Source organism: Pseudomonas sp. GCM10022186 (assembly GCF_042656385.1).
Lineage (GTDB): Bacteria > Pseudomonadota > Gammaproteobacteria > Pseudomonadales > Pseudomonadaceae > Metapseudomonas.
On record NZ_JBHSOU010000001.1, the window covers coordinates 35,295 to 58,247 of the forward strand.

Here is a 22,953-nt window from a genome sequence, read left to right on the forward strand (position 1 = left end):
AATCCTGAGGGTTGCGGGGGGCGGGGGTGCCCCTTAAGGTGGCGCCATTATACGAGGGCGCGTGTCAAAAACGAGTCGTCCGCAACAGCTTGTGAGGAATGCCATGGCCATTGCCCTGAATACCCTGGTGGAAGAAGCGGAGCGCTACCTGAACGCCTCGCGCATCCAGGATTACTGCCCCAACGGCCTGCAGGTCGAGGGGCGTCCGCAGGTCAGCCGGATCGTCACTGGGGTGACTGCCAGCCAGGCGCTGCTGGACGCAGCGGTGGAAGCCGAGGCAGATGTGATCCTGGTGCACCACGGCTACTTCTGGAAAGGCGAGAATCCGTGCGTTGTGGGCATGAAGCAGCGCCGCCTGAAGACGCTGCTGGCCAACGACATCAGCCTGTTGGCCTATCACCTGCCCCTGGATGTGCACCCCGAAGTGGGCAACAACGTGCAACTGGCGCGTCAGCTGGACATCATCGTCGAAGGCCTGCTGGAGCCGGACAATCCGCGCACCGTCGGCCTGGTCGGTTCCCTGGTCGAGCCCGTGGCCGCCAGCGACTTCGCCCGCCGTGTGCGTGAGGTGCTGGGGCGCGAGCCGCTGCTCGTCGAGGGGGAGCGGATGATCAGCCGGATCGGCTGGTGCACCGGCGGCGGACAGGGCTATATCGACCAGGCCATCGCCGCTGGCGTCGACCTGTACCTGACCGGCGAGGCCTCGGAGCAGACCTTCCACAGTGCGCGGGAGAACGGCATCAGCTTCATCGCCGCCGGCCACCACGCCACCGAGCGCTACGGGATACAGGCGCTGGGGGATTACCTGGCGCGGCGCTTCGCCCTCGAACACCTCTTCATCGATTGCCCGAACCCCGTGTGATGCGTGGCCTGCAGGCACCTATCGGGCAGGTATATCGCTAGATTGTTTCGTTCTAACCACGTCCCTCAATAGAATGAGGGGCTGTGTTAGAGTGCCGCTTCGTCCACGGCCCGCCGGCCGTCGTATCAGAAAGACCTTCGTGAGTAGCCATGCTCGATAAACTGACGCACCTGAAACAGCTGGAGGCGGAGAGCATCCACATCATTCGTGAAGTGGCCGCCGAATTCGACAACCCGGTGATGCTCTACTCCATCGGCAAAGACTCCGCCGTCATGCTGCACCTGGCGCGCAAGGCGTTCTTCCCCGGCAAGCTGCCGTTCCCGGTCATGCATGTCGACACCCGCTGGAAGTTCCAGGAGATGTACAGCTTCCGCGACAAGATGGTCGCCGAGATGGGCCTGGACCTGATCACCCACGTCAACCCGGAAGGCGTCGCCCAGGGCATCAACCCCTTCACCCATGGCAGCGCGAAGCACACCGACGTGATGAAGACCGAGGGCCTCAAGCAGGCGCTCGACAAGTACGGTTTCGACGCAGCCTTCGGCGGCGCCCGCCGCGACGAGGAGAAGTCCCGCGCCAAGGAACGCGTCTACTCCTTCCGCGACAGCAAGCACCGCTGGGACCCGAAGAACCAGCGTCCCGAGCTGTGGAACGTCTACAACGGCAAGGTGAAGAAGGGCGAATCGATCCGCGTCTTCCCGCTGTCCAACTGGACCGAGCTGGACATCTGGCAATACATCTACCTCGAGCAGATCCCGATCGTGCCGCTGTACTTCGCCGCCGAGCGCGAGGTCATCGAGAAGAACGGCACGCTGATCATGATCGACGACGAGCGCATCCTCGAGCACCTCTCCGACGAAGAGAAAGCACGCATCGAGAAACGCATGGTGCGTTTCCGCACCCTCGGCTGCTACCCACTCACCGGCGCGGTGGAATCCACCGCCACCACGCTGCCGGAAATCATCCAGGAAATGCTCCTGACCCGTACTTCCGAACGCCAGGGCCGTGTCATCGACCATGACCAGGCCGGTTCGATGGAAGAAAAGAAACGGCAAGGGTATTTCTAGCCGGAAGCTGAAAGCGGGAAGCTTGAAGCTTGAGCAGCAGGGAGTGCTGCATGAATTTCGAGAAACTGGAAGTATGGAAGCGGGCCGCACGCTTATCGGCGGATCTCTACCGGCAGCTGCGTGACCTGAACGATTTTGGCTTCAAGGACCAGATCACTCGTGCAGGCCTTTCGATACCGAGCAATATTGCCGAAGGCATGAGCCGTGAGGGAGAGCGGGAGAAGATCAGGTTCCTGCTGATCGCCAAAGGCTCTTGTGCTGAGCTCAGGACGCAGTTGTATATCGGGTTGGATGTAGGCTTCGTGCCAGAAGCCTTCGCCAAGTTCGGTATCCGTGAAACCCGGGAAATCGCCGCCATGCTGTCCAGTCTGATTCGAGTCATACGCCAAGACTGATTACTCGATCGCTGTAGGCTTCAAGCTTCTGGCTTCAAGCTTCCAGCTCGGAGAATGCAATGAGCCACCAATCCGATCTGATCAGCCAGGACATCCTCGCCTACCTGGCCCAGCACGAGCGCAAGGAACTGCTGCGCTTCCTCACCTGCGGCAACGTCGACGACGGCAAGAGCACCCTGATCGGGCGCCTGCTGCACGACTCCAAGATGATCTACGAAGACCATCTGGAGGCCATCACCCGCGACTCGAAGAAGGTCGGCACCACCGGTGACGACGTCGACCTGGCGTTGCTGGTGGATGGCCTGCAGGCCGAGCGCGAGCAGGGCATCACCATCGACGTGGCGTACCGCTACTTCAGCACCGCCAAGCGCAAGTTCATCATCGCCGACACCCCCGGCCATGAGCAGTACACCCGCAACATGGCCACCGGCGCCTCCACCTGCGACCTGGCGATCATCCTCGTCGATGCCCGCTACGGCGTGCAGACCCAGACCCGCCGCCACAGCTACATCGCGTCGCTGCTGGGGATCAAGCACATCGTCGTCGCGGTCAACAAGATGGACCTGAAGGACTTCGACCAGGGCGTCTTCGAAGCGATCAAGGCCGACTACCTGCAGTTCGCCGAGCGTATCAAGCTCGCCCCCACCTCGATCCACTTCGTGCCGATGTCGGCGCTGAAGGGCGACAACGTGGTCAACAAGAGCGAGCGCTCGCCCTGGTACTCCGGCCAGTCGCTGATGGAGATCCTCGAGACCGTGGAAATCGCCGGCGACCGCAACGTCTCCGACATGCGCTTCCCGGTGCAGTACGTGAACCGCCCGAACCTGAACTTCCGCGGTTTCGCCGGCACCCTGGCCAGCGGCATCGTGCACAAGGGCGACGACGTGGTGGCCCTGCCATCGGGCAAGGGCAGCCGGATCAAGTCCATCGTCACCTACGACGGTGAACTGGAGCAGGCCGGCCCGGGCCAGGCCATCACCCTGACCCTGGAAGACGAGATCGACGTTTCCCGCGGCGACATGCTGGTGCACGCCGACAACCAGCCCGTGGTGGTCGACAGCTTCGACGCCATGCTGGTGTGGATGTCCGAGGAGCCGATGCTCCCGGGCAAGAAGTACGACATCAAGCGTGCCACCAGCTACGTGCCGGGTTCCATCCCGAGCATCGCGCACAAGGTGGATGTGAACACCCTCGAGGAAACCGCTGCCAGCAGCCTGCAGCTGAACGAGATCGCCAAGGTCAAGGTCAGCCTGGATGCGTCCATCGCCCTCGACGGTTACGGGCAGAACCGCACCACCGGTGCCTTCATCGTCATCGATCGCCTGACCAATGGCACCGTCGGCGCCGGCATGATCATCGCCGACCCGCAGGCCGGGCGTAACGTCGAAGGCCACCATGGCAAGCAGGCCCACGTGTCTCCCGAGGAGCGTGCCGCGCGCTTCGGCCAGAAGCCGGCTACCGTGCTGTTCAGCGGTCTCTCCGGCGCCGGCAAGAGCACCCTGGCCTATGCCGTGGAGCGCAAGCTGTTCGACATGGGCCGTGCCGTCTATGTGCTGGATGGCCAGAACCTGCGCCACGACCTGAACAAGGGGCTGCCCCAGGATCGCGCCGGCCGTACCGAGAACTGGCGCCGCGCCGCCCATGTCGCCCGTCAGTTCAACGAAGCCGGCATGCTGACCCTGGCTGCCTTCGTCGCCCCCGATGCCGAAGGTCGCGAGCAGGCCAGGGCGCTGATCGGCGCCGAGCGCCTGATCACCGTGTACGTCCAGGCATCCCCCATGGCGTGCCGCGAGCGCGACCCCCAGGGCCTCTACGCTGCCGGCCAGGACAACATCCCGGGTGAGTCCTTCCCCTACGACGTCCCGCTGGATGCCGACCTGGTGATCGATACCCAGTCCACCAATGTGGAAGAGGGTGTGAAGCAGGTGCTCGACCTGCTCCGCGAACGCGGCGCGATCTAAACGGCCCGGTAGCAAAAAGCCCCGCAGATCGTGCGGGGCTTTTTGTTGGCTTGCAGTTCGGCTGGCCGGGTACCCGGCGCAGCCGAGGGGCAATCAGTACTTGCCTTTCAGGCCGAAGGTCTCGTCCAGGGTGCCGGGGGCGTCCGGAGCCTTGGGCGCATAGTCCTTGGGTGCCTCGTTGCTCTTCGGCGGGGTCAGGCGCTCGCGCGGGCTGGCGGCCTCGTCGGCGTGCAGGGCGGCCAGCAGGCGTTGGCGTGTCAGCTCGTCCAGGGCCAGGCGGCTGGCGCCCTCGGAGAGGTGCTCCTGCACTTCCTGGTAGCTCTGGGTGAGCTTCTTCACCAGGTTGGCAGTGGTGTTGAAGTGAGTGACGACCTCGCTCTGGTAGGTATCGAAGCGTTCCTGCAGGTCATCCAGTTGGCGCTGCGTCCGGCTCGGGGCGGCGTTGGGCACCAGGCGGGCGATCAGGAAACCGATGCCGATACCGGCGAGCAGGGTCAAGACTGGTAGCAACCAGATGATGAGCGACTGTTCCACGAGTCCTTCCTCTATAAGCGGCTTTGCTTTACGTTAACGGCTCGAATCCGCGCTGTATACCGCGACGCAAGCCCTGTTGTGCTAATCCAAGACGAGTCGACCCGTCACGGGGTCACGGAGTTTCCCTAGTTGAGCCGCGAAATCCCTCTTCTGCTCGATGGCCCCTGTGGCCAGCTCGAAGCGCTGCATCTCGATCTGCCCGAGGCCAAGGGCCTGGCGCTGATCTGCCATCCAAACCCGGTGCAGGGCGGCACCATGCTCAACAAGGTGGTTTCCACCCTGCAGCGCACCGCCCGTGATGCCGGCTACAGCACCCTGCGCTTCAACTATCGCGGCGTCGGCGCCAGTGCCGGCGGCCATGACATGGACACCGGCGAGGTGGACGATGCCGAAGCCGTCGCCCACTGGTTCCGCGCCCAGCGCCCGGAGCTGCCACTGACTCTGTTCGGATTCTCCTTCGGTGGCTTCGTCGCCGCCACTCTCGCCGGGCGCCTGGAGCGCCAGGGCATCCCGGTGCCGCGCCTGTTCATGGTGGCGCCCGCGGTGATGCGCATGACCCTGGACCACCCGTTGCCCGAAGGCGGTGAGCTGACGGTCATCCAGCCCGACACCGATGAAGTCGTGCCGCCCCAGGCGGTCTATGACTGGTCCGCCGGCCTTGCGCGCCCCCATGAGCTGCTGAAAGTGGCAGAATGCGGACACTTCTTCCACGGCAAGCTGACCGATCTCAAGGACCTGGTCCTGCCGCGTCTCTGATTCCGAACGAAGTCCGACAAGCGAACACCATGACCACTCGTATCCTCACCGGCATCACCACCACCGGCACGCCGCACCTCGGCAACTACGCGGGCGCCATTCGCCCGGCCATCGTCGCCAGCCGCGCCAGCGACGTCGATTCCTTCTACTTCCTGGCCGACTACCACGCCCTGATCAAGTGCGACGATCCGGCCCGCATCCAGCGTTCGCGTCTGGAAATCGCCGCCACCTGGCTGGCCTGCGGCCTGGATACCGACAAGGCAACCTTCTACCGCCAGTCCGACATTCCCGAGATCCCCGAACTCACCTGGCTGCTCACCTGCGTCAGCGCCAAGGGCCTGCTCAACCGCGCCCACGCCTACAAGGCCTCGGTGGACAAGAACCTGGAGAATGGCGAAGACCCGGATGCCGGCGTCACCATGGGCCTGTACAGCTACCCGGTGCTGATGGCGGCGGACATCCTGATGTTCAACGCCCACAAGGTTCCGGTGGGCCGCGACCAGATCCAGCACGTGGAGATGGCCCGCGACATCGGCCAGCGTTTCAACCACCTGTTCGGCGCCGGCCGCGAGTTCTTCACCCTGCCGGAAGCGGTGATCGAGGAAGAAGTGGCCACCTTGCCCGGCCTTGACGGCCGCAAGATGTCCAAGAGCTATGACAACACCATCCCGCTGTTCGGCAGTGCCAAGCAGCTGAAGGACGCCATCGCGCGCATCATCACCGACTCCCGCGCGCCTGGCGAGCCGAAGGATCCGGACAGCTCCCACCTGTTCACCCTCTACCAGGCCTTCGCCACCCCGGCGCAACTCGCCGGGTTCCGCGCCGACCTGCTGGCCGGCCTGGCCTGGGGCGAAGCCAAGCAGCGCCTGTTCCAGCTGCTCGACAGCGAGCTGGGCGAGGCCCGCGAGCGCTATCACGCGCTGATCGAGCGTCCATCCGACCTGGAGGACATCCTCCTCGCCGGCGCCGCCAAGGCCCGCAGGATCGCCACGCCCTTCCTCGGTGAGCTGCGCGAGGCCGTCGGTCTGCGCTCCTTCCGCGCCAGTGCGCAGGCCGGTGGCGAGGCCAAGGCGAAGAAGGCGGCCAAGAGCGCCCGTTTCGTCAGCTTCCGCGATGAGGACGGCAGTTTCCGTTTCCGTCTGCTGGACGCCGATGGCGAGCAGCTGCTGCTGTCCCGTTCCTTCGCCGATGGCAAGGCTGCGGGTCAGGTCAGCAAGCGGCTGCAGGCCGGCGATGAACTGGATCTGCGCGTCGAGGGCGAAGCCTTCGGCATCTGGCTGGACGACGAGCAGGTAGCGGCCAGTCCGGCCTTCGCCGACGCCGCCGCCCGCGATGCGGCCATCCAGCGTCTGTACGCGGCTCTCGCGCCTCAGGAATAGTTGTCTTTCCAGTGGCTGGCGCTACCGGCCAATTGCCAATCCACGGGGCAGGCTCTAAAGTACCTGCCCCGTTTTTCGTTGCCTTGCTACCGATCATGACCCCCCTCGAGCGCTACCAGGCCGATCTCAAGCGGCCGGATTTCTTCCATGATGCCGCGCAGGAAACTGCCGTCCGCCATTTGCAGCGTCTGTACGACGACCTGATCGCTGAAGACCGCGGCAAGCCCGGCCTGCTGGGCAGCCTGTTCGGCAAGAAGCGCCAGGGCCCGGTCAAGGGCCTGTACTTCTGGGGCGGCGTGGGGCGCGGCAAGACCTACCTGGTGGATACCTTCTACGACGCGCTGCCGTTCAAGCAGAAGATGCGCACCCACTTCCACCGCTTCATGAAGCGCGTCCACGAGGAGATGAAGACCCTCAAGGGCGAGAAGAACCCGCTGACCATCATCGGCAAGCGTTTCGCCGACGAGGCCCGGGTGATCTGCTTCGACGAATTCTTCGTGTCGGATATCACCGACGCCATGATCCTGGCCACGCTCCTCGAAGAGCTGTTCAAGAATGGCGTCAGCCTGGTGGCGACCTCCAACATCGTCCCCGACGGCCTCTACAAGGACGGCCTGCAGCGGGCGCGCTTCCTGCCGGCCATCGCCCTGCTCAAGGAGCACACGGATATCGTCAACGTCGACAGCGGCGTGGACTACCGCCTGCGCGCCCTCGAGCAGGCCGAACTGTTCCACTTCCCGCTGGACGCCGAGGCCGAGGCCAGCCTGAGCCGCAGCTTCAAGAGCCTGCTGCCGGACTGCACCATGGCCCAGGAAGATGAAGTCCTGATGATCGAGAACCGCGAGATCCGCGCCGTGCGCGTCTGCGAAGACGTCGCCTGGTTCGAGTTCCGCGAGCTCTGCGACGGTCCGCGCAGCCAGAACGACTACATCGAGCTGGGCAAGATCTTCCACGCGGTGATCCTCGCCAACGTCGAGCAGATGGGCGTGACCAAGGACGACATGGCGCGGCGCTTCATCAACCTGGTGGACGAGTTCTACGACCGCAACGTCAAGCTGATCATCTCCGCCGAGGTGGAGCTGAAGGACCTCTACTCGGGCGGTCGCCTGAACTTCGAGTTCCAGCGCACCCTGAGCCGCCTGCTGGAGATGCAGTCCCACGAGTTCCTGTCGCGGCCGCATAAACCGTAAAAAGATAGCTGGAAGCTTGAGGCCTGAAGCTGGAAGCGGCGGGGTTGACGATAAACACCGTCGCCCCAGGCTCTTCCAGCTTCCAGCTTCCAGCTTCCAGCTTCCAGCTTCCAGCTTCCAGCTTCCAGCTTCCAGCTGGCTAGTTCTGCGCCACCTTCTGTTCCTCCCGCTGCAACAGCTTCTGCGCATGGGCCACTTCCAGGGCTTCCATGGCATTGATCGGCTTGAGCGCCACGGCTTTCTTCAGGTGCTCCAGGGCCTTGGCTTCCTCGTCGTCGCCGTACACGTATTCCAGGGCGTTGGCGTACTCGTAGTGGCCGATGGGCAGGTCGTTGGTGGCCTTGAAGGAGCGGGCGAAGTACTGCTCCATCTTTTCCGCGCTGACTCCATAGGTCATCTTGCCCACCAGCTTGCCCACCTTGCGGATCACGCCGGCTTCGAAGCCACCGTAGAGGGCGAGGGCGAAGGGTTGCTGCGGCTGTTCCGTCAGCAGGGCGTCCAGCTCCTCGGGAATCTGGCTGGTGTAGCCGCGCTTGAGCACCACCGCAACCGGCAGCTCCTCGCCCAGCCGCGCCTTGGCGTAGGCGCGGCCGAACCGGGCGACGGCGTCGGCCTTGACCAGGTCGCCCGCGTCGTCGGTGTAGCGGATCACCTCTTCCAGCAGGCGATGTTTCTCGGCCTGGTCCGGCGCCAGGAACAGGGCGTAGACCACCTGGGCGAACATCGCCGGTACCTGGCCGCCGACGCCCAGGGCCAGGCCCTGCTTCTTGGCTTCGGCGAAGTCGCCGCGGAACATCAGGCGCCAGACGTCCTGCAGTTTGGCCGCATAGGCCTCGGCCTCTTCCGGCTTGCCGGTGAAACCGCTACTGCCGGTCACGGTCATCTCCAGTGCCTTGGGGTATTTCGTGGCCATGCTCAGCACCCAATCGGCGTCCGGGTAGGGGTAGTCGGGGCCGAAGCCGCGGGTCAGGCGCGGCCAGGCCTGGCGCAGCTTGTCGCCGGAATAGTCGTAGGCGGCCTGGTCGTAGGGGAAGGGTTTCCAGTTGTCGTCCGCCGCAGCGGTGAGGCTGCAGGCGGCCAGCAGGGCGAGCAGATAGCGGCGCATGGTGATGGACCTTTTCTTGTTGTCGTCCTCCCGCGCCGGGCTGGCGCGGGCTCGGGGCGTCCCGTTCGGGCATGGGCCGATCATAGGGTGGCGCCGGCCGAGGCCAACCCATCCTTGGGATGGCCGCGTCACTCGCCTTGCTGCTGGTACTGGCGGCGGTACTGGTTGGGCGAGAGCTGGGTGTGCTGGCGAAACAGGCGGGCGAAGAAGCTGGCGTCGTCGTAACCCACTTCGTAGCTGATGGTCTTGATGCTCTTGCGCGTGGCCGAGAGCAGCCCCTTGGCCGTTTCGATGCGTAACCGCTGCAGGTAGTGCAGGGGCTTGTCGCCGGTGGCGGCCTGGAAGCGCCGCATGAAGTTGCGAATGCTCATGCCGTGGTCGCGGGCCACGTCCTCGAAGCGGAACTTGTCGGCGAAGTGGTCCTCGAGCCAATGCTGGATCTGCAGGATGGTCATGTCGTGGTGCAGCTTCTGCCCGCCGAAACCGATGCGGCCAGGGGTGTAGCTGCGCTGGACTTCGTAGAGGATGTCGCGGGCCACCGCCTGGGCGATGCCGGCGCCGCAGAAGCGTTCGATCAGGTAGATATAGAGGTCGCAGGCCGAGGTGACACCGCCGGCGCAATAGAGGTTGTCGGCGTCGGACAGGTGCTTGTCCTGGTTCAGCAGCACCTTGGGGAAGCGTTCGGCGAACTCGCCGAAGAAGCGCCAGTAGGTGGTGGCTTCCTTGCCGTCCAGCAGGCCGGCCTGGGCCATCCAGAATACCCCGTACGCCTCGCCGCAGATGGCGCTGCCGGCGGCGTGGCGCTCGCGCAGCCAGTCACAGACCTGTGGATAACGCGCCAGCAGGGTGTCGAAGTCGCCCCAGAAGGTCGGGATGACGATGACGTCCGCTGTATCCAGTGGACCGTCCACCGGAATGCGCACCTCGCTGAAGCTGCCCACGGGTTGGCCGTCGGGGCTTACCAGGCGGGTCTGGAAGGCAGGGGTCAGGCCCTTGCCCTGCAGCTTGCCGAAGCGAAGGCTGGCCATATGGAAGAAATCCTTGGCCTGCATCAGGGTAGAGGCGAAGACGCCGTCGATGGCGAGGATGCTGACCTGCCGGAGGGTAGGGGGCTGCATGCTGTTCATGGTGTTGTTCTTATTAGGGGAAAGCGGTCATTCTGCGGCTGGATCGTCTTATTTTTTGTCCTAAGTGTCCAGTATGGCGGAGGAGGGGACTAGCCTAGAGTCGTTGGCCTCCGCCTCTCCCGACAACGACATGAATACCTATTCAAGGTGAAGCCATGATCCCAAGAACCTTGTTCAGCTCCGATCACGAACTCTTCCGCGACAGTGTGCGCAAGTTCCTCGAACAGGAGGCGGTGCCCTATCACCACCAGTGGGAAAAGGACGGGCATATCGACCGCGCCCTGTGGAACAAGGCCGGCGAGGCGGGAATGCTCTGCTCGCACATCCCCGAGGAATATGGCGGCATGGGCGCCGACTTCCTCTACAGCGCGGTGGTGATCGAGGAGATCGGTCGCCTGGGCCTGACCGGCATCGGCTTCTCGCTGCACTCGGACATAGTCGCGCCCTACATCCTTCACTACGGCTCCGAGGCGCAGAAGAAGAAATACCTGCCAAAGCTGGTCAGCGGCGAGCTGGTGACCGCCATCGCCATGACCGAGCCGGGCGCCGGCTCCGATTTGCAGGGGGTCAAGACCACCGCTGTGCTGGATGGCGACGAATACGTGATCAACGGTTCCAAGACCTTCATCACCAACGGCTTCCTCGCCGACCTGGTGATAGTCGTGGCCAAGACCGATCCCAAGGCCGGCGCCAAGGGTACCAGCCTGTTCCTGGTGGAGGCGGGCACTCCGGGCTTCGCCAAGGGCAAGCGTCTGGAGAAGGTGGGCATGAAGGCCCAGGACACCTCCGAGCTGTTCTTCCAGGACGTCCGTGTACCCAGGGAAAACCTGCTGGGCCAGGCGGGCATGGGCTTCGCCTACCTGATGCAGGAGCTGCCCCAGGAGCGCCTGACCGTGGGTGTCGGCGCCCTGGCTTCGGCCGAGGCGGCGCTCAACTGGACCCTGGACTACACCCGCGATCGCAAGGCCTTCGGCAAATCCATCGCCGAGTTCCAGAACACCCGCTTCAAGCTGGCCGAGATGGCTACCGAGATCCAGGTCGGCCGGGTCTTCGTCGACCGCTGCCTGGAACTGCACCTGGAGGGCAAGCTGGATGTGCCCACGGCAGCCATGCTCAAGTACTGGGGCACCGACCTGCAGTGCAAGGTGCTGGACGAATGCGTGCAGCTGCACGGCGGTTACGGCTTCATGTGGGAATACGCGGTGGCGCGGGCCTGGGCCGATGCGCGGGTGCAGCGGATCTACGCCGGTACCAACGAGATCATGAAGGAGATCATCGCCCGCTCGCTGGTCTGACAAAAGCCGATAAGAGCGCTGGAGGCTGAAGGCTGAACGAAGAAAGGCTTGACTTGGCACCGCGCCGAGCGAACCCTGTCCAGCCTCCAGCCTCCAGCCTCCAGCCTCCAGCCTCCAGCCTCCAGCCTCCAGCCTCCAGCCTCCAGCCTCCAGCCTCCAGCCTCCAGCCTCCAGCCTCCAGCCGTGTCAGGGCGCCGGGTTCGGCTGGTCCTTGTGGATGGCGGCGATGCCTTCCAGTACCGCTTCGGACAACTTCAGCTCGGTGCTTCGCAGGTTGGCTTCCAGTTGCTCCAGCGACGTGGCGCCGATGATGTTGCTGGTCACGAAGGGCTGCGCCGTGACGAAGGCCAGCGCCATCTGCGCCGGGTCCAGGCCATGTTCGCGGGCCAGGGCCACGTAGCGCGAGCAGGCCGCCTGGGACTGCGGGTTGGTGTAGCGGGTGAAGCGGCTGAACAGCGTGATCCGCGCATTGGCCGGTCGCGCGCCGTTCTCGTACTTGCCGGAGAGCATGCCGAAGGCCATCGGCGAATAGGCCAGCAGGCCGCACTGTTCGCGGATCGCCACTTCGGCCAGGCCCACCTCGAAGGTGCGGTTGAGCAGGTTGTAGGGATTCTGGATCGATACGGCGCGCGGCAGGCCGAGCTGGTCGGCCAGCCGGAGGAACTTCATGGCGCCCCAGGGCGTTTCGTTGGACAGGCCGATATGGCGGATCTTGCCGGCCTTGACCTGCTCGCCCAGGACTTCGAGGGTTTCCTGCAGCGGGGTGAAGTCTTCTTCCTTGTGCTGATAGCCGAGCTGGCCGAAGAAGTTGGTGCTGCGCTCGGGCCAGTGCAACTGGTAGAGGTCGATCCAGTCGGTCTTGAGGCGTTTCAGGCTGGCGTCCAGCGCGACGGTGATGTGCTCGCGATTGTGCTTGAGGTTGCCGCCACGGATATGGCTGATGCCGTTGCCCGGGCCGGCGACCTTGCTGGCGAGGATCCAGTCGGCGCGGTCGCCACGTTTGGCGAACCAGTTGCCGATGATGGTTTCGGTGGCGCTGTAGGTCTCCGCCCGCGGCGGCACCGGGTACATCTCCGCCGTGTCCATGAAGTTGATCCCGTAGGCCTTGGCGCGCTCGATCTGGGCGAAAGCCTGCTCCTCGGTGTTCTGTTCGCCCCAGGTCATGGTGCCCAGGCACAGGCTGCTGACCTTGAGGTCGGTGCGGCCGAGTTGGCGGTATTCCATCGCTGCCTCCTTGGTTCAAGTGAAGAGGGCATGAAATCAGGTTGAAATTTTTCCTGCAATCGGCATAATTCCGCGGCTTTCTTCGCGGGGATGCCTAGCCTGCGGAGAAGGAAGGCGGGGATGCCTAGCCTGCCGAACAAACCTCTGCCGTAGCGGACGCGCTGACCCGAGCCCCCGATAGCGTCTGTTTCCGGCTGCCCTGTATTGCCAGGGCGAGCACTATTCAGTAAGATCCGCCGTCTTATTTTCAGGGCGGCCCCTGAGGCTATAGCGAATGAAGACTTTTACTGCAAAACCGGAAACTGTTAAGCGCGACTGGTACGTCGTCGACGCTGCAGGTCAGACCCTGGGTCGTCTGGCCACCGAAATTGCCAGCCGTCTGCGTGGCAAGCACAAGCCGGAATACACCCCTCACGTTGACACCGGCGACTACATCGTCGTGATCAACGCCGAGCAGGTTCGTGTTACCGGTGCCAAGACCACCGACAAGATGTACTACTCGCACTCCGGCTTCCCGGGCGGCATCAAGGAGATCAACTTCGAGAAGCTGATCGCCAAGGCCCCCGAGCGCGTGATCGAGACCGCGGTAAAAGGCATGCTGCCGAAAAACCCGCTGGGCCGCGACATGTATCGCAAGCTGAAGGTGTACAAGGGTTCTGTTCACCCGCACACCGCTCAGCAGCCCCAAGAACTGAAGATTTAACGGGATAAGTTCATTATGTCGGCGACTCAAAACTACGGCACCGGCCGTCGCAAGACTGCTACCGCTCGCGTCTTCCTGCGTCCGGGCACTGGCAAGATTTCCATCAACAACCGCAGCCTGGATACCTTCTTCGGCCGCGAAACCGCTCGCATGGTCGTGCGTCAGCCGCTGGAGCTGACCGAGACCGTCGAGAAATTCGACATCTACGTCACCGTCGTCGGCGGTGGTGTAAGCGGCCAGGCCGGTGCGATCCGCCACGGCATCACCCGCGCCCTGATCGAATACGACGAGACCCTGCGCAGCCCGCTGCGTAAGGCCGGCTACGTCACTCGCGACGCTCGCGAAGTTGAACGTAAGAAAGTCGGTCTGCGTAAAGCGCGTAAGCGTCCGCAGTACTCCAAGCGTTAATTCGACGCTTGCAAAAAGCGCCCAGTTTCTTCGGAACTGGGCGTTTTTTTATGCGCTGAAAGTTATGCCCTGCGACAGCTTGTCGCACGCTCGAATCCCCCGCCATTCAAGGCTTCCGGCCTATTTGTATCCGGCTATTACCTTGTCAGCAAAGGGGGTTTTCTTTACCATTTGGCGAATTTTTTGCGCGGCTCGATTTTTTACTTAGTAAAGGCCTGAACAACAGGCCTAGAAGCTGATGGGAGACGACTGAATGAGCAATGACGGCGTGAATGCAGGCCGGCGTCGCTTCCTCGTAGCGGCCACGTCCGTGGTCGGTGCGGCGGGAGCGGTGGGGGCTGCTGTCCCGTTCGTGGGGTCATGGCTGCCCAGTGCCAAGGCCAAGGCCGCGGGTGCACCGGTCAAGGTGAATATAAGCAAGGTCGAGGCCGGCCAGCAGATCATCGCCGAATGGCGCGGTCAGCCGGTGTTCATCGTGCGTCGTACCGAGGAAATCCTGGCGAACCTGCCGAAGATCCAGGACCGCATGGCCGACCCCGAGTCCAAGGCTTCGGTGCAGCCGACCTACGTGGACCCGGTCAGCCGTTCGATCAAGCCGGAAATCCTGGTGCTGGTCGGCATCTGCACCCACCTGGGTTGCTCGCCGTCCTTCCGCCCGGAAGTCGCCCCGGCTGACCTGGGTGCCGAGTGGGTCGGTGGCTATTTCTGCCCCTGCCACGGTTCCCGTTACGACCTCGCCGGTCGTGTCTACAAGGCGCAGCCCGCGCCTCTGAACCTGCCGGTGCCGCCGTACTCGTACGAGTCGGATGACGTCATCGTCGTCGGTGTGGACCAGGAGAAGGCCTGATGAGCAAATTCATGGAATGGGTCGATGCGCGCTTCCCCGCGACCAAGATGTGGGAAGACCATCTGAGCAAGTACTACGCCCCGAAGAACTTCAACTTCTTCTATTTCTTCGGTTCGCTGGCACTGCTGGTACTGGTCAACCAGATCCTCACCGGTATCTGGCTGACCATGAGCTTCACTCCGTCCGCCGAAGAAGCCTTTGCGTCCGTTGAGTACATCATGCGCGACGTGGAGTACGGCTGGATCATCCGCTACCTGCACTCCACCGGTGCATCGGCGTTCTTCATCGTTGTCTACCTGCACATGTTCCGCGGTCTGCTCTACGGCTCCTACCAGAAGCCGCGCGAGCTGGTGTGGATCTTCGGCATGCTGATCTACCTCGCCCTGATGGCCGAGGCCTTCATGGGCTACCTGCTGCCCTGGGGCCAGATGTCCTACTGGGGCGCCCAGGTGATCATCTCGTTGTTCGGTGCCATCCCGGTGGTCGGCGACGACCTGACCCAGTGGATCCGTGGTGACTACCTGATCTCCGGGATCACCCTGAACCGCTTCTTCGCCCTGCACGTGATCGCCCTGCCGATCGTCCTGCTCGGCCTGGTCGTGCTGCACATCCTGGCGCTGCACGAAGTGGGTTCGAACAACCCGGACGGCGTGGACATCAAGAAGAAGAAGGACGAGAACGGCATTCCGCTGGACGGCATCGCGTTCCACCCCTACTACTCCGTGAAAGACATCGTCGGTGTGGTGGTGTTCCTCTTCGTGTTCTGCTTCGTGGTGTTCTTCTTCCCGGAAATGGGCGGTTACTTCCTCGAGAAGCCGAACTTCGAACAGGCCAACCCGTTCAAGACCCCTGAGCACATCGCGCCGGTGTGGTACTTCACCCCCTTCTACGCGATCCTCCGTGCGGTACCGGACAAGCTCCTCGGCGTAATCGCCATGGGTGCCGCCATCGCCATCCTGTTCGTGCTGCCGTGGCTGGATCGCAGCCCCGTCAAGTCCATGCGCTACAAGGGCTGGCTGAGCCGTATCTGGCTGCTGGTGTTCTGCGTCGCCTTCATCATCCTCGGCGTGCTGGGCGTTCTGGCGCCGACTCCGGGCCGTACGCTGCTGTCGCAGGTGTGCACCATCCTGTACTTCGCGTACTTCATCCTGATGCCGTTCTACACAAGGATGGAAAAAACCAAACCGGTACCGGAAAGGGTGACAGGCTGATGAAAAAGCTATTTGCTGCATTTGTTTTCGCTGCGCTGCCGGCTCTTTCCTTCGCGAGCGGTGGTGAAGTGCATCTGGACAAGGTCGACATCGACCTGACCGACAAGGCTGCCATGCAGGATGGCGCGCGTACCTTCGCGAACTACTGCATGGGCTGCCACAGCGCCAAGTTCCAGCGCTATGAGCGCGTGGGCAAGGATCTGGGCATTCCTGAAGAGTTGATGCTGGAAAACCTGGTCTTCACCGGCGCCAAGATCGGCGACCACATGAAGATCGGCATGCAGCCCCAGGACGCCAAGGTGTGGTTCGGTGCCGCTCCGCCGGACCTGACCCTGGTTGCCCGCGTGCGGGGCACCGACTGGCTGTACAGCTACCTGCGCGCCTTCTACGAAGATCCTGCGCGTCCGTGGGGCGTGAACAACAAGGTCTTCCCGAACGTGGGCATGCCGAACGTCCTGGCCGGCCTGCAAGGTCGTCAGGTCGTGGGTTGCAAGCAGGTCCAGGTAGTCGAGGGCGGCAAAAAGCAATTCGACCCGCTGACCGGCGCTCCGCTGACCCATGAGGCTTGCGACCAGCTCACCGTACTGCCGAAGACCGGCAAGCTGACCGAAGCCGAATTCGACGAGAAGGTCCAGAACCTGGTGACCTTCCTCGCCTACTCAGCCAACCCGGTCAAGCTGGAAAGCCAGCGTATCGGTACCTACGTGCTGCTGTACCTGGCGTTCTTCTTCGTGTTCGCCTACCTGCTCAAGCGCGAGTACTGGAAGGACGTGCACTGATACACTGCTGCACCCCTGTAAAAAGCGCGCGCCCTTCAAGGGCGCGCGCGTCTTTCTGCCCCTGAATAATCCCAAGCGAGGAGGGCGCAATGGCCGTCACCAACAGGCTGGCCTGTTATTCCGACCCTGCCGACCACTATTCCCATCGCGTACGCATCGTGCTCGCCGAGAAGGGTGTCGCCGCCGAAATCATCAATGTCGAGCCGGGGCGTTGCCCGCCCAGGCTGGCCGAGGTCAACCCCTACGGCAGCGTGCCGACCCTGGTGGATCGTGACCTGGTGCTCTACGAGTCCACCGTGGTGATGGAATACCTCGAAGAGCGGTATCCCCACCCCCCGCTGCTGCCGGTCTATCCGGTGGCTCGTGCCAACAGCCGCCTGCTCATCCATCGGCTGCAGCGCGACTGGTGTTCCCTGGTGGACCGCATTCTCGATCCCCGCAGCAAGGACGCCGACAAGACCCAGGCACGCAAGGAGTTGCGGGAGAGCCTGACCGGGGTTTCGCCGCTGTTTGCGGACAAGCCCTTCTTTCTGAGCGAAGATTTCAGTCTGGTGGACTGCTGCCTGCTGCCGATACTCTGGCGCCTTCCCGTCCTGGGCATCGAGTTGCCGCGACCGGCCAAGCCCCTGCTCGACTATATGGAGCGCACGTTCGCCCGCGACTCCTTCCGGACCAGCCTGTCCGCCGTCGAGCGCGAAATGCGCTGAGGAGACCAAGATGAACTCCAGTCGTCCCTACCTGGTTCGCGCCCTCTACGAGTGGATAGTCGACAACAATTGCACGCCCCATCTGCTGGTCAATGCCGAGCATGCTGGTGTGCGTGTGCCGCCCGGCTATGCCAATGACGGTCAGATCGTGCTCAATGTCTCGCCCAGCGCCGTGCGCCACCTGCACATGGACAACGAAGCGGTCAGCTTCGAGGGGCGCTTCGGTGGCGTTGCCCACAGCCTCTACATTCCCTCGGCCGCGGTCATGGCCATCTATGCCCGGGAGAACGGCCAGGGCATGGTCTTCGATCTGGAGCCCCCGCTTCCGGGTGATGATCCGGGGCCGGACGATGACGGCCCGTCCGGCGGCGAGCCGCCGAGTTCGGGGGGTGAACCCTCGCGTCCCAGTGGCCGCCCCAGTCTGAAAGTGGTCAAGTAATAAAAAAGGCGATCCTCCGGATCGCCTTTTTTCTGCCCGCCGCAGCCGGTCAGTTGGTGTACTCGAAGAGTCGGACGATCTTCTGCACGCCGGAAACGTTCTGGACGATGTTGGTGGCCAGTTGCGCTTCCTGGCGGGTCACCAGGCCCAGCAGGTAGACGATGCCGTTCTCGGTGATCACCTTGATCTGCGAACTGGGAACCTTTTCGTCGGCCAGCAGCTGGGTGGTGATCTTGGTGGTGATGGTGCTGTCGTTCATGCGCGCCAGGGTGGACGAGGGTTGCATCACCTGCAGCTCGTTGTGCACGCGGCGTACGCCCTGGGCGGTCTGGGCAGCCTGGCCGGCCAGCTCCTTGAGGTCGGCTCGCGGAGTCTGGCCGGCAAGCAGCACCACGCCGTTGTAGCTGGCGACCACTATGTGCGAGTTGGTCTTCAGGTCGGCGCTGGCGCCTTCCACCTTGGCGCGTACCTTGGACGGGGTGGACTGGTCGTCGATGGCCTTGCCGATGGTGCGGCCGCCGCAGCCGGACAGGGCGAGGCAGAGGGCGAGGCCGGCGAGCAGCAGGGGGGAACGGGTCATTCTTCACTCCCAAACAGTTGACGGTCGATCAGGTCGCAGAGGCAATGGATGGTCAGCAGGTGCACTTCCTGGATGCGCGCGGTGATCTTGGAGGGGACGCGGATCTCCACATCTTCCGGCAGCAGCAGGGAGGCCATGCCGCCGCCGTCGCGGCCGGTGAGGGCGACCACGACCATCTCCCGGTCGTGGGCGGCCTGGATGGCCTGGATCACGTTGGCGGAGTTGCCGCTGGTGGAAATGGCCAGCAGCACGTCGCCCGGCTGGCCGAGGGCGCGGATCTGCTTGGAAAAGACTTCGTTGTAGCTGTAGTCGTTGGCGATGGAGGTGATGGTCGAGCTGTCGGTGGTCAGTGCGATCGCCGGCAGGCTCGGGCGCTCACGTTCGAAGCGGTTGAGCAATTCCGAGGAGAAGTGCTGGGCGTCGCCGGCCGAGCCGCCGTTGCCGCAGGACAGGATCTTGCCCTCATTGAGCAGCGCGTGGACCATCACCATGCTGCCGTGCTCGATGTGCGGAGCCAGCACTTCCATGGCCTGCAGCTTGGTGTCGATGCTGGCCTGGAAGAGTTGGCGGATACGGGGTTGCATGTCCATCGGGTAAGACCTTCAGTGGGGCGACCGATCAGGTATCGAAGGCGTTCTTCAGCCAGGTCAGTCGCGGGGGCGAAGCGCCGTCCATTGCATCGACGGCGATCACATCAAATCGACAAGGGTATTTTGCCCAGCGCGATTCCTGCTGCAGGAACTGCTGGGCGGCGTATGCCAGTTTTTCGCGCTTGCGGGCGTCGACGCTCTCGAGGGCGCCGCCCCATCCGGCGTGACGCCGGTAGCGGACTTCGGCGAATACTACTGTATCGCCGTCAAGCATGACCAGATCGAGCTCGCCATGCCGGCACAGCCAGTTCTGGGACAGCAGGCGCAGTCCGTGTGCCTCGAGGTGGGCGCGGGCAATGGCTTCCGCCGCCTGCCCGCAGGCGCGTCTGTCGGTCAAGAGCCGCTGTCTTGCAGGCGCTGCACCTGGCCATTGCGGAACTCCGCCCAGGGCAGCTGGCGCTCGATGCGGCGAGCGGGGTTGAGGCTCAGGCGGCCGGACAGGCCGTCCACCTGGGTTTCCGGCAGGGCTTTCAGTTGCGCCAGGCGCGGCGCCAGGCGGTAGGCGTCGGCGCCCATGGCGTAGAGGCGGCCGAGGCTGCCGCCGGCCTGCGGCCATTGGTTGCCCACCTGCTGGCGCAGCGGATCGTTGCTGTCCAGCAGCCAGGGGGTTTCACAGAAGCGGATGCCATTCAGGTCCTGGTACTGGGACGGGTCGTTGCTCGCCGAGTAGAGGTGCGAGGTGGCGTAGACCGGTACGTCGCCCGCGTACTGGAAGGCCAGGGTCGGCTTGATCTGCTGGGCCTGCTGCGGCGTGGCGGCAAGGAAGATGAAGTCGACGTCCTGGCGACGCGCGGGTTGCGCGGCCACCGGTACGCCCAGGGTGTTCTGCAGGCGCTTGGCGCGGGACTCGCTCTGGCGGAGCTGGAAGAGATCGGCGATCTGCTGGGCCAGGGCGACCGGCTGGTCGACATGCTCGGCGGCGATCAGGCGGCCGCCTTCGGCTTGCCAGCTCTGCTGGAATGCGCGCAGGACGCGGTCACCCCACTCGCCGCGCGGCACCAGCGCAACGGCGCTGCGCATGCCGTCGGCCCAGGCGCGACGGGCCACTTCGCGGGCTTCGTCCTCGGCGGCGAGGCCGAACTGGAAGAGTTGCGCCGGCGCTTCCTGGCCGGATTCGCTGTAGTTCAGGGCCAGGGTGGTGATGGGCAGTTGCTCGCGGGCGCTGAGCTGTTTCACCAGCGGCTTCTCCAGCGGGCCGACCACCAGTTGCACACCGTCGGCCTGGGCCTTGCGGTAGAAGTCGTCGATGGAGGTCAGCCTGGAGCTGTCGTAGATCTCGATGGTCGGTTGCGGCTGGCCGGATTGCTTGGCCTGGTAGTGGGCGGCGAGGAAACCGTCACGCAGGGCGCGGGATACCGAGGCCAACTGGCCTTCCTGGGGCAGCAGCAGGGCGATCTTGGTCAGCGGCTGGCCGGCGATTTCCTTGAGCTTGGTCAGCGCGTCCGGCAGTTGCCTGGCGGCCGGGTGGTCCGGATTCTGCGCGCGCCAGTTGTCGATGGCGGCCTGCTGTTGCTCCAGGGTGGAGGCGGTCTTGGTCAGGCGGGCCAGTTCCAGCCAGCCGACCAGGTCCTTGTCGCCGCCGTCATGCAGTTGGTCCAGTGGCAGGCTGGAAACCAGGGCCCAGATGGCTTCGTGGTTGGCCTTGGCGGATTCGTCGCTGAGCAGGGGGGCGATGTACACCCGTTCACGGGCGGCAGCAAGGGTCTGGCCGTCGGCCTCCAGGGCGCGGGCGCGGACAAGCTGGGTGCGCACCTGCTGCTCCACCGGCAGTTCGGCGAGGCGCTCGAAGCTCGGATGATTCAGGGCCTTGAGGGCGCTCTTGGGCTGGTTGCGGGCCATCGCCAGCTCGGCGGTGAGGGTGCTGGCGAAGATCTGTTGCGCAGGTTTCAGGCCGTCCAGCGGAATCTGCTCGAGGATGCGCGCCGAGCGGCCGACGTCCTTCTGCTGGTAGGCGAGGTCGGCGGCGGACAGGCGCAGCAGGACAGCCTCTTCCGGCTCGGCTTCGCTGGCTTGTTGCAGCAATTGCTCGATGCTGGCCTGGGGTGTGCGGGGCAGTTCGCCAAGGCTGGACGAGGGCGAGCTGGCGCAGGCGGCCAGCAAGCCGGCGAGGCAGAGGGCGGAGAGCGGACGCAGGCAAGCGATCATTTATCGGTCCCGATACTCGTTAAAGAAAGTGGCGATTGTACCCAAGCCCTGGTTGGGGCGCGATGTCGGTCCGGTGAATCGGGATACAATGCGCGCTTTCAGCCGTTTCCGAGGTGCCTTGTGACTCTTTCTTCCGCCGCTGGCAGTGCCCCGGGCACGCTTTACGTGGTCGCAACGCCGATCGGCAATCTGGACGACATCAGCGCCAGGGCGCTGCGGGTACTGCGTGAAGCGGCGCTGATCGCGGCCGAGGACACACGGCATTCGGCTCGCCTGTTGCAGCATTTCGGCATAGGAACACCCCTGGCGGCCTGCCACGAGCACAACGAGCGCGACCAGGGGGGGCGTTTCCTCGCGCGCCTGCAGGCGGGCGAGGATGTGGCGCTGATCTCCGATGCCGGTACGCCACTGATCTCCGATCCCGGCTTCCATCTGGTGCGCCAGGCGCGCGCCGCCGGCTTTACCGTGGTGCCGGTGCCCGGTGCCTGCGCATTGATCGCGGCGCTGTCCGCCGCCGGGTTGCCATCGGACCGCTTCATCTTCGAAGGCTTCCTGCCGGCCAAGGCCAATGCCCGTCGTGCGCGCCTGGAGGAAATAAAGGAAGAGCCGCGAACCCTCATTTTCTATGAGGCGCCCCATCGCCTGCTGGAGTCCCTGGAGGATATGCGCGGGGTGTTTGGTGACGACCGCCCAGCGGTGCTGGCTCGGGAGTTGACCAAGACCTTCGAGACCCTGAAGGGTGCTCCCCTGCAGGAGCTGTGCGGCTGGGTCGCGGCCGATGCCAATCAGCAGCGTGGCGAGTGCGTGGTGCTGGTGGGTGGCTGGCAGGCGCCGGAAGGCGAGAGCGCCCTTAGCGCGGAAGCCTTGCGCGTGCTCGACCTGTTGCTGGGCGAAATGCCGGTCAAGCGCGCCGCCGCGCTGGCGGCGGAGATCACCGGTGTGCGCAAGAACCTCCTCTACCAGGCCGCGCTGGACAGGCAGCCGAAAACGGACAGGAACGGAAAGGGCGAGTAACAGCGCTTGAGGCAGCTTGCAGCTTGCAGTCGCCGCCGGTAACCTTGGCGGCGGAGAGTCGATCGGACAGTCGCTGTCTCATATCGTTCAACGATTATGAGAGGGAGGAAAGTCCGGGCTCCACAGGGCGGAGTGCCAGGTAACGCCTGGGAGGCGCGAGCCTACGGAAAGTGCCACAGAAAACAACCGCCTAAGCGCGCAAGCGCCGGTAAGGGTGAAAAGGTGCGGTAAGAGCGCACCGCACGACTGGTAACAGTTCGTGGCTAGGCAAACCCCACTCGGAGCAAGACCAAATAGGAATCCATGGCGTGGCCCGCGTCGGATTCGGGTAGGTTGCTAAAGGCTGTCAGTGATGGCAGCCGTAGATGAATGACTGTCCTCGACAGAACCCGGCTTACAGATCGACTCTCTGCTTTTCCCTTCTCTTCGATATAGCTCTGCTATCCCTTCTTTCCTTACGTCGAAATACCGAAAAGATCTTAATCTTAACAATCCACTTTAAGTTCGAAGTTCAGCTTCCCGTAAGTGCTGGATTTTATTCCTTCTTTATCCCGTCAAAACCGCCCGAAACCCTT

General features: G+C 63.8%; 24 protein-coding genes and 1 other RNA gene. 17 read left to right on the forward strand and 8 right to left on the reverse strand.

Features of this window, described 5'->3' with window-relative positions; translation table 11 throughout:
• Positions 1–103: 103 nt before the first annotated feature.
• From ACFPU0_RS00190 to cysN, 4 genes are all read left to right on the forward strand, one after another.
• Positions 104–862 carry a Nif3-like dinuclear metal center hexameric protein gene (locus ACFPU0_RS00190; RefSeq protein ID WP_377690782.1) on the forward strand — a complete coding sequence of 253 codons (759 nt, stop codon included), beginning with the start codon at positions 104–106 and terminating at the stop codon, positions 860–862.
• A 149-nt stretch (positions 863–1,011) separates the two neighbouring features.
• Positions 1,012–1,929, forward strand: coding sequence for a sulfate adenylyltransferase subunit CysD (gene cysD, locus ACFPU0_RS00195; RefSeq protein ID WP_377690783.1), 918 nt, complete (start codon positions 1,012–1,014; stop codon positions 1,927–1,929).
• 50 nt (positions 1,930–1,979) lie between these two features.
• Complete coding sequence (locus ACFPU0_RS00200) at positions 1,980–2,324, forward strand: four helix bundle protein (RefSeq protein ID WP_377690784.1); 345 nt, start codon at positions 1,980–1,982, stop codon at positions 2,322–2,324.
• Positions 2,325–2,383: 59 nt separating this feature from the next.
• Entirely contained in the window at positions 2,384–4,285 is a 1,902-nt protein-coding gene (gene cysN, locus ACFPU0_RS00205) for a sulfate adenylyltransferase subunit CysN (protein WP_377690785.1), read from the forward strand.
• A 93-nt stretch (positions 4,286–4,378) separates the two neighbouring features.
• On the opposite strand, the gene ACFPU0_RS00210 is transcribed toward cysN, so the two are convergent.
• Positions 4,379–4,819, reverse strand: coding sequence for a YhcB family protein (locus ACFPU0_RS00210; RefSeq protein WP_377690786.1), 441 nt, complete (start codon positions 4,817–4,819; stop codon positions 4,379–4,381).
• Positions 4,820–4,948: 129 nt separating this feature from the next.
• Here ACFPU0_RS00210 and ACFPU0_RS00215 point away from each other — a divergent pair, with 129 nt between their 5' ends.
• The 3 genes from ACFPU0_RS00215 to zapE all read left to right on the forward strand — a co-directional run bounded on the left by ACFPU0_RS00215 (position 4,949) and on the right by zapE (position 8,144).
• The gene (locus ACFPU0_RS00215; RefSeq protein ID WP_377690787.1) at positions 4,949–5,575 is read left to right on the forward strand and encodes an alpha/beta hydrolase; all 627 of its coding nucleotides are present in this window, start codon (positions 4,949–4,951) and stop codon (positions 5,573–5,575) included.
• 29 nt (positions 5,576–5,604) lie between these two features.
• Entirely contained in the window at positions 5,605–6,954 is a 1,350-nt protein-coding gene (locus tag ACFPU0_RS00220) for a tryptophan--tRNA ligase (RefSeq protein WP_377690788.1), read from the forward strand.
• A 95-nt stretch (positions 6,955–7,049) separates the two neighbouring features.
• Positions 7,050–8,144, forward strand: a complete 1,095-nt coding sequence (zapE, locus tag ACFPU0_RS00225) for a cell division protein ZapE (RefSeq protein ID WP_377690789.1) — start codon at positions 7,050–7,052, stop codon at positions 8,142–8,144.
• A 139-nt stretch (positions 8,145–8,283) separates the two neighbouring features.
• Here zapE and ACFPU0_RS00230 read toward each other — a convergent pair whose 3' ends face one another.
• Positions 8,284–9,249, reverse strand: a complete 966-nt coding sequence (locus ACFPU0_RS00230) for a hypothetical protein (RefSeq protein ID WP_377690790.1) — start codon at positions 9,247–9,249, stop codon at positions 8,284–8,286.
• A gap of 128 nt (positions 9,250–9,377) precedes the next feature.
• Positions 9,378–10,277, reverse strand: coding sequence for a GlxA family transcriptional regulator (locus tag ACFPU0_RS00235; protein ID WP_377690888.1), 900 nt, complete (start codon positions 10,275–10,277; stop codon positions 9,378–9,380).
• Between the two features lie 254 nt (positions 10,278–10,531).
• Here ACFPU0_RS00235 and ACFPU0_RS00240 point away from each other — a divergent pair, with 254 nt between their 5' ends.
• Positions 10,532–11,671 (forward strand): acyl-CoA dehydrogenase family protein, encoded by a 1,140-nt coding sequence (locus ACFPU0_RS00240; protein ID WP_377690791.1) that lies wholly within the window; start codon positions 10,532–10,534, stop codon positions 11,669–11,671.
• A 186-nt stretch (positions 11,672–11,857) separates the two neighbouring features.
• On the opposite strand, the gene ACFPU0_RS00245 is transcribed toward ACFPU0_RS00240, so the two are convergent.
• Entirely contained in the window at positions 11,858–12,895 is a 1,038-nt protein-coding gene (locus tag ACFPU0_RS00245) for an NADP(H)-dependent aldo-keto reductase (protein ID WP_377690792.1), read from the reverse strand.
• Positions 12,896–13,169: 274 nt separating this feature from the next.
• On the opposite strand from ACFPU0_RS00245, the gene rplM reads away from it, so the two are divergent.
• From rplM to ACFPU0_RS00280, 7 genes are all read left to right on the forward strand, one after another.
• On the forward strand, positions 13,170–13,598 hold the full coding sequence (gene rplM, locus ACFPU0_RS00250) for a 50S ribosomal protein L13 (protein ID WP_003448479.1): 429 nt from the start codon (positions 13,170–13,172) through the stop codon (positions 13,596–13,598).
• A gap of 15 nt (positions 13,599–13,613) precedes the next feature.
• Positions 13,614–14,006, forward strand: a complete 393-nt coding sequence (rpsI, locus tag ACFPU0_RS00255; RefSeq protein WP_003448478.1) for a 30S ribosomal protein S9 — start codon at positions 13,614–13,616, stop codon at positions 14,004–14,006.
• 253 nt (positions 14,007–14,259) lie between these two features.
• Complete coding sequence (gene petA, locus ACFPU0_RS00260) at positions 14,260–14,853, forward strand: ubiquinol-cytochrome c reductase iron-sulfur subunit (protein ID WP_377690793.1); 594 nt, start codon at positions 14,260–14,262, stop codon at positions 14,851–14,853.
• Complete coding sequence (locus tag ACFPU0_RS00265) at positions 14,853–16,064, forward strand: cytochrome b (RefSeq protein WP_377690794.1); 1,212 nt, start codon at positions 14,853–14,855, stop codon at positions 16,062–16,064. Before petA ends, ACFPU0_RS00265 begins: the two co-directional genes overlap by 1 nt.
• Positions 16,064–16,843, forward strand: coding sequence for a cytochrome c1 (locus ACFPU0_RS00270; RefSeq protein WP_377690795.1), 780 nt, complete (start codon positions 16,064–16,066; stop codon positions 16,841–16,843). Before ACFPU0_RS00265 ends, ACFPU0_RS00270 begins: the two co-directional genes overlap by 1 nt.
• An 89-nt stretch (positions 16,844–16,932) precedes the next feature.
• The gene (locus ACFPU0_RS00275; protein ID WP_377690796.1) at positions 16,933–17,550 is read left to right on the forward strand and encodes a glutathione S-transferase N-terminal domain-containing protein; all 618 of its coding nucleotides are present in this window, start codon (positions 16,933–16,935) and stop codon (positions 17,548–17,550) included.
• 10 nt (positions 17,551–17,560) lie between these two features.
• The gene (locus ACFPU0_RS00280) at positions 17,561–17,989 is read left to right on the forward strand and encodes a ClpXP protease specificity-enhancing factor (protein ID WP_377690797.1); all 429 of its coding nucleotides are present in this window, start codon (positions 17,561–17,563) and stop codon (positions 17,987–17,989) included.
• 49 nt (positions 17,990–18,038) lie between these two features.
• Here ACFPU0_RS00280 and ACFPU0_RS00285 read toward each other — a convergent pair whose 3' ends face one another.
• From ACFPU0_RS00285 to ACFPU0_RS00300, 4 genes are read right to left on the reverse strand one after another with little or no spacing between them, the layout of a single operon-like run.
• The gene (locus ACFPU0_RS00285) at positions 18,039–18,569 is read right to left on the reverse strand and encodes a BON domain-containing protein (RefSeq protein WP_377690798.1); all 531 of its coding nucleotides are present in this window, start codon (positions 18,567–18,569) and stop codon (positions 18,039–18,041) included.
• Entirely contained in the window at positions 18,566–19,159 is a 594-nt protein-coding gene (locus ACFPU0_RS00290; protein ID WP_377690799.1) for a phosphoheptose isomerase, read from the reverse strand. Before ACFPU0_RS00290 ends, ACFPU0_RS00285 begins: the two co-directional genes overlap by 4 nt.
• A gap of 28 nt (positions 19,160–19,187) precedes the next feature.
• Complete coding sequence (locus tag ACFPU0_RS00295; protein WP_377690800.1) at positions 19,188–19,556, reverse strand: YraN family protein; 369 nt, start codon at positions 19,554–19,556, stop codon at positions 19,188–19,190.
• Positions 19,553–21,364: a penicillin-binding protein activator gene (locus ACFPU0_RS00300; protein WP_377690801.1), complete on the reverse strand. Its 1,812-nt coding sequence runs from the start codon at positions 21,362–21,364 to the stop codon at positions 19,553–19,555. The genes ACFPU0_RS00295 and ACFPU0_RS00300 overlap by 4 nt, the downstream gene beginning before the upstream one ends.
• Positions 21,365–21,484: 120 nt before the next feature.
• Between ACFPU0_RS00300 and rsmI the strand changes: the two genes are divergently transcribed.
• The gene (gene rsmI / locus ACFPU0_RS00305; protein ID WP_377690802.1) at positions 21,485–22,378 is read left to right on the forward strand and encodes a 16S rRNA (cytidine(1402)-2'-O)-methyltransferase; all 894 of its coding nucleotides are present in this window, start codon (positions 21,485–21,487) and stop codon (positions 22,376–22,378) included.
• 54 nt (positions 22,379–22,432) lie between these two features.
• Positions 22,433–22,791: RNase P RNA component class A (rnpB, locus tag ACFPU0_RS00310), an RNA gene on the forward strand.
• Positions 22,792–22,953 lie beyond the last annotated feature (162 nt).

Excerpts from the sequence above, each read along its gene's own strand:
- ACFPU0_RS00285 (WP_377690798.1), bottom strand. The coding sequence starts at position 18,569 with ATGACCCGTTCCCCCCTGCTGCTCGCCGGCCTCGCCCTCTGCCTCGCC.
- cysN (WP_377690785.1), top strand. The coding sequence starts at position 2,384 with ATGAGCCACCAATCCGATCTGATCAGCCAGGACATCCTCGCCTACCTG.
- ACFPU0_RS00240 (WP_377690791.1), top strand. The coding sequence starts at position 10,532 with ATGATCCCAAGAACCTTGTTCAGCTCCGATCACGAACTCTTCCGCGAC.
- ACFPU0_RS00220 (WP_377690788.1), top strand. The coding sequence starts at position 5,605 with ATGACCACTCGTATCCTCACCGGCATCACCACCACCGGCACGCCGCAC.
- ACFPU0_RS00280 (WP_377690797.1), top strand. The coding sequence starts at position 17,561 with ATGAACTCCAGTCGTCCCTACCTGGTTCGCGCCCTCTACGAGTGGATA.
- petA (WP_377690793.1), top strand. The coding sequence starts at position 14,260 with ATGAGCAATGACGGCGTGAATGCAGGCCGGCGTCGCTTCCTCGTAGCG.
- rplM (WP_003448479.1), top strand. The coding sequence starts at position 13,170 with ATGAAGACTTTTACTGCAAAACCGGAAACTGTTAAGCGCGACTGGTAC.
- cysD (WP_377690783.1), top strand. The coding sequence starts at position 1,012 with ATGCTCGATAAACTGACGCACCTGAAACAGCTGGAGGCGGAGAGCATC.
- ACFPU0_RS00200 (WP_377690784.1), top strand. The coding sequence starts at position 1,980 with ATGAATTTCGAGAAACTGGAAGTATGGAAGCGGGCCGCACGCTTATCG.
- rpsI (WP_003448478.1), top strand. The coding sequence starts at position 13,614 with ATGTCGGCGACTCAAAACTACGGCACCGGCCGTCGCAAGACTGCTACC.
- ACFPU0_RS00235 (WP_377690888.1), bottom strand. The coding sequence starts at position 10,277 with ATGGCCAGCCTTCGCTTCGGCAAGCTGCAGGGCAAGGGCCTGACCCCT.
- ACFPU0_RS00300 (WP_377690801.1), bottom strand. The coding sequence starts at position 21,364 with ATGATCGCTTGCCTGCGTCCGCTCTCCGCCCTCTGCCTCGCCGGCTTG.
- ACFPU0_RS00190 (WP_377690782.1), top strand. The coding sequence starts at position 104 with ATGGCCATTGCCCTGAATACCCTGGTGGAAGAAGCGGAGCGCTACCTG.
- ACFPU0_RS00290 (WP_377690799.1), bottom strand. The coding sequence starts at position 19,159 with ATGGACATGCAACCCCGTATCCGCCAACTCTTCCAGGCCAGCATCGAC.
- ACFPU0_RS00270 (WP_377690795.1), top strand. The coding sequence starts at position 16,064 with ATGAAAAAGCTATTTGCTGCATTTGTTTTCGCTGCGCTGCCGGCTCTT.
- zapE (WP_377690789.1), top strand. The coding sequence starts at position 7,050 with ATGACCCCCCTCGAGCGCTACCAGGCCGATCTCAAGCGGCCGGATTTC.
- ACFPU0_RS00275 (WP_377690796.1), top strand. The coding sequence starts at position 16,933 with ATGGCCGTCACCAACAGGCTGGCCTGTTATTCCGACCCTGCCGACCAC.
- ACFPU0_RS00265 (WP_377690794.1), top strand. The coding sequence starts at position 14,853 with ATGAGCAAATTCATGGAATGGGTCGATGCGCGCTTCCCCGCGACCAAG.
- ACFPU0_RS00245 (WP_377690792.1), bottom strand. The coding sequence starts at position 12,895 with ATGGAATACCGCCAACTCGGCCGCACCGACCTCAAGGTCAGCAGCCTG.
- ACFPU0_RS00230 (WP_377690790.1), bottom strand. The coding sequence starts at position 9,249 with ATGCGCCGCTATCTGCTCGCCCTGCTGGCCGCCTGCAGCCTCACCGCT.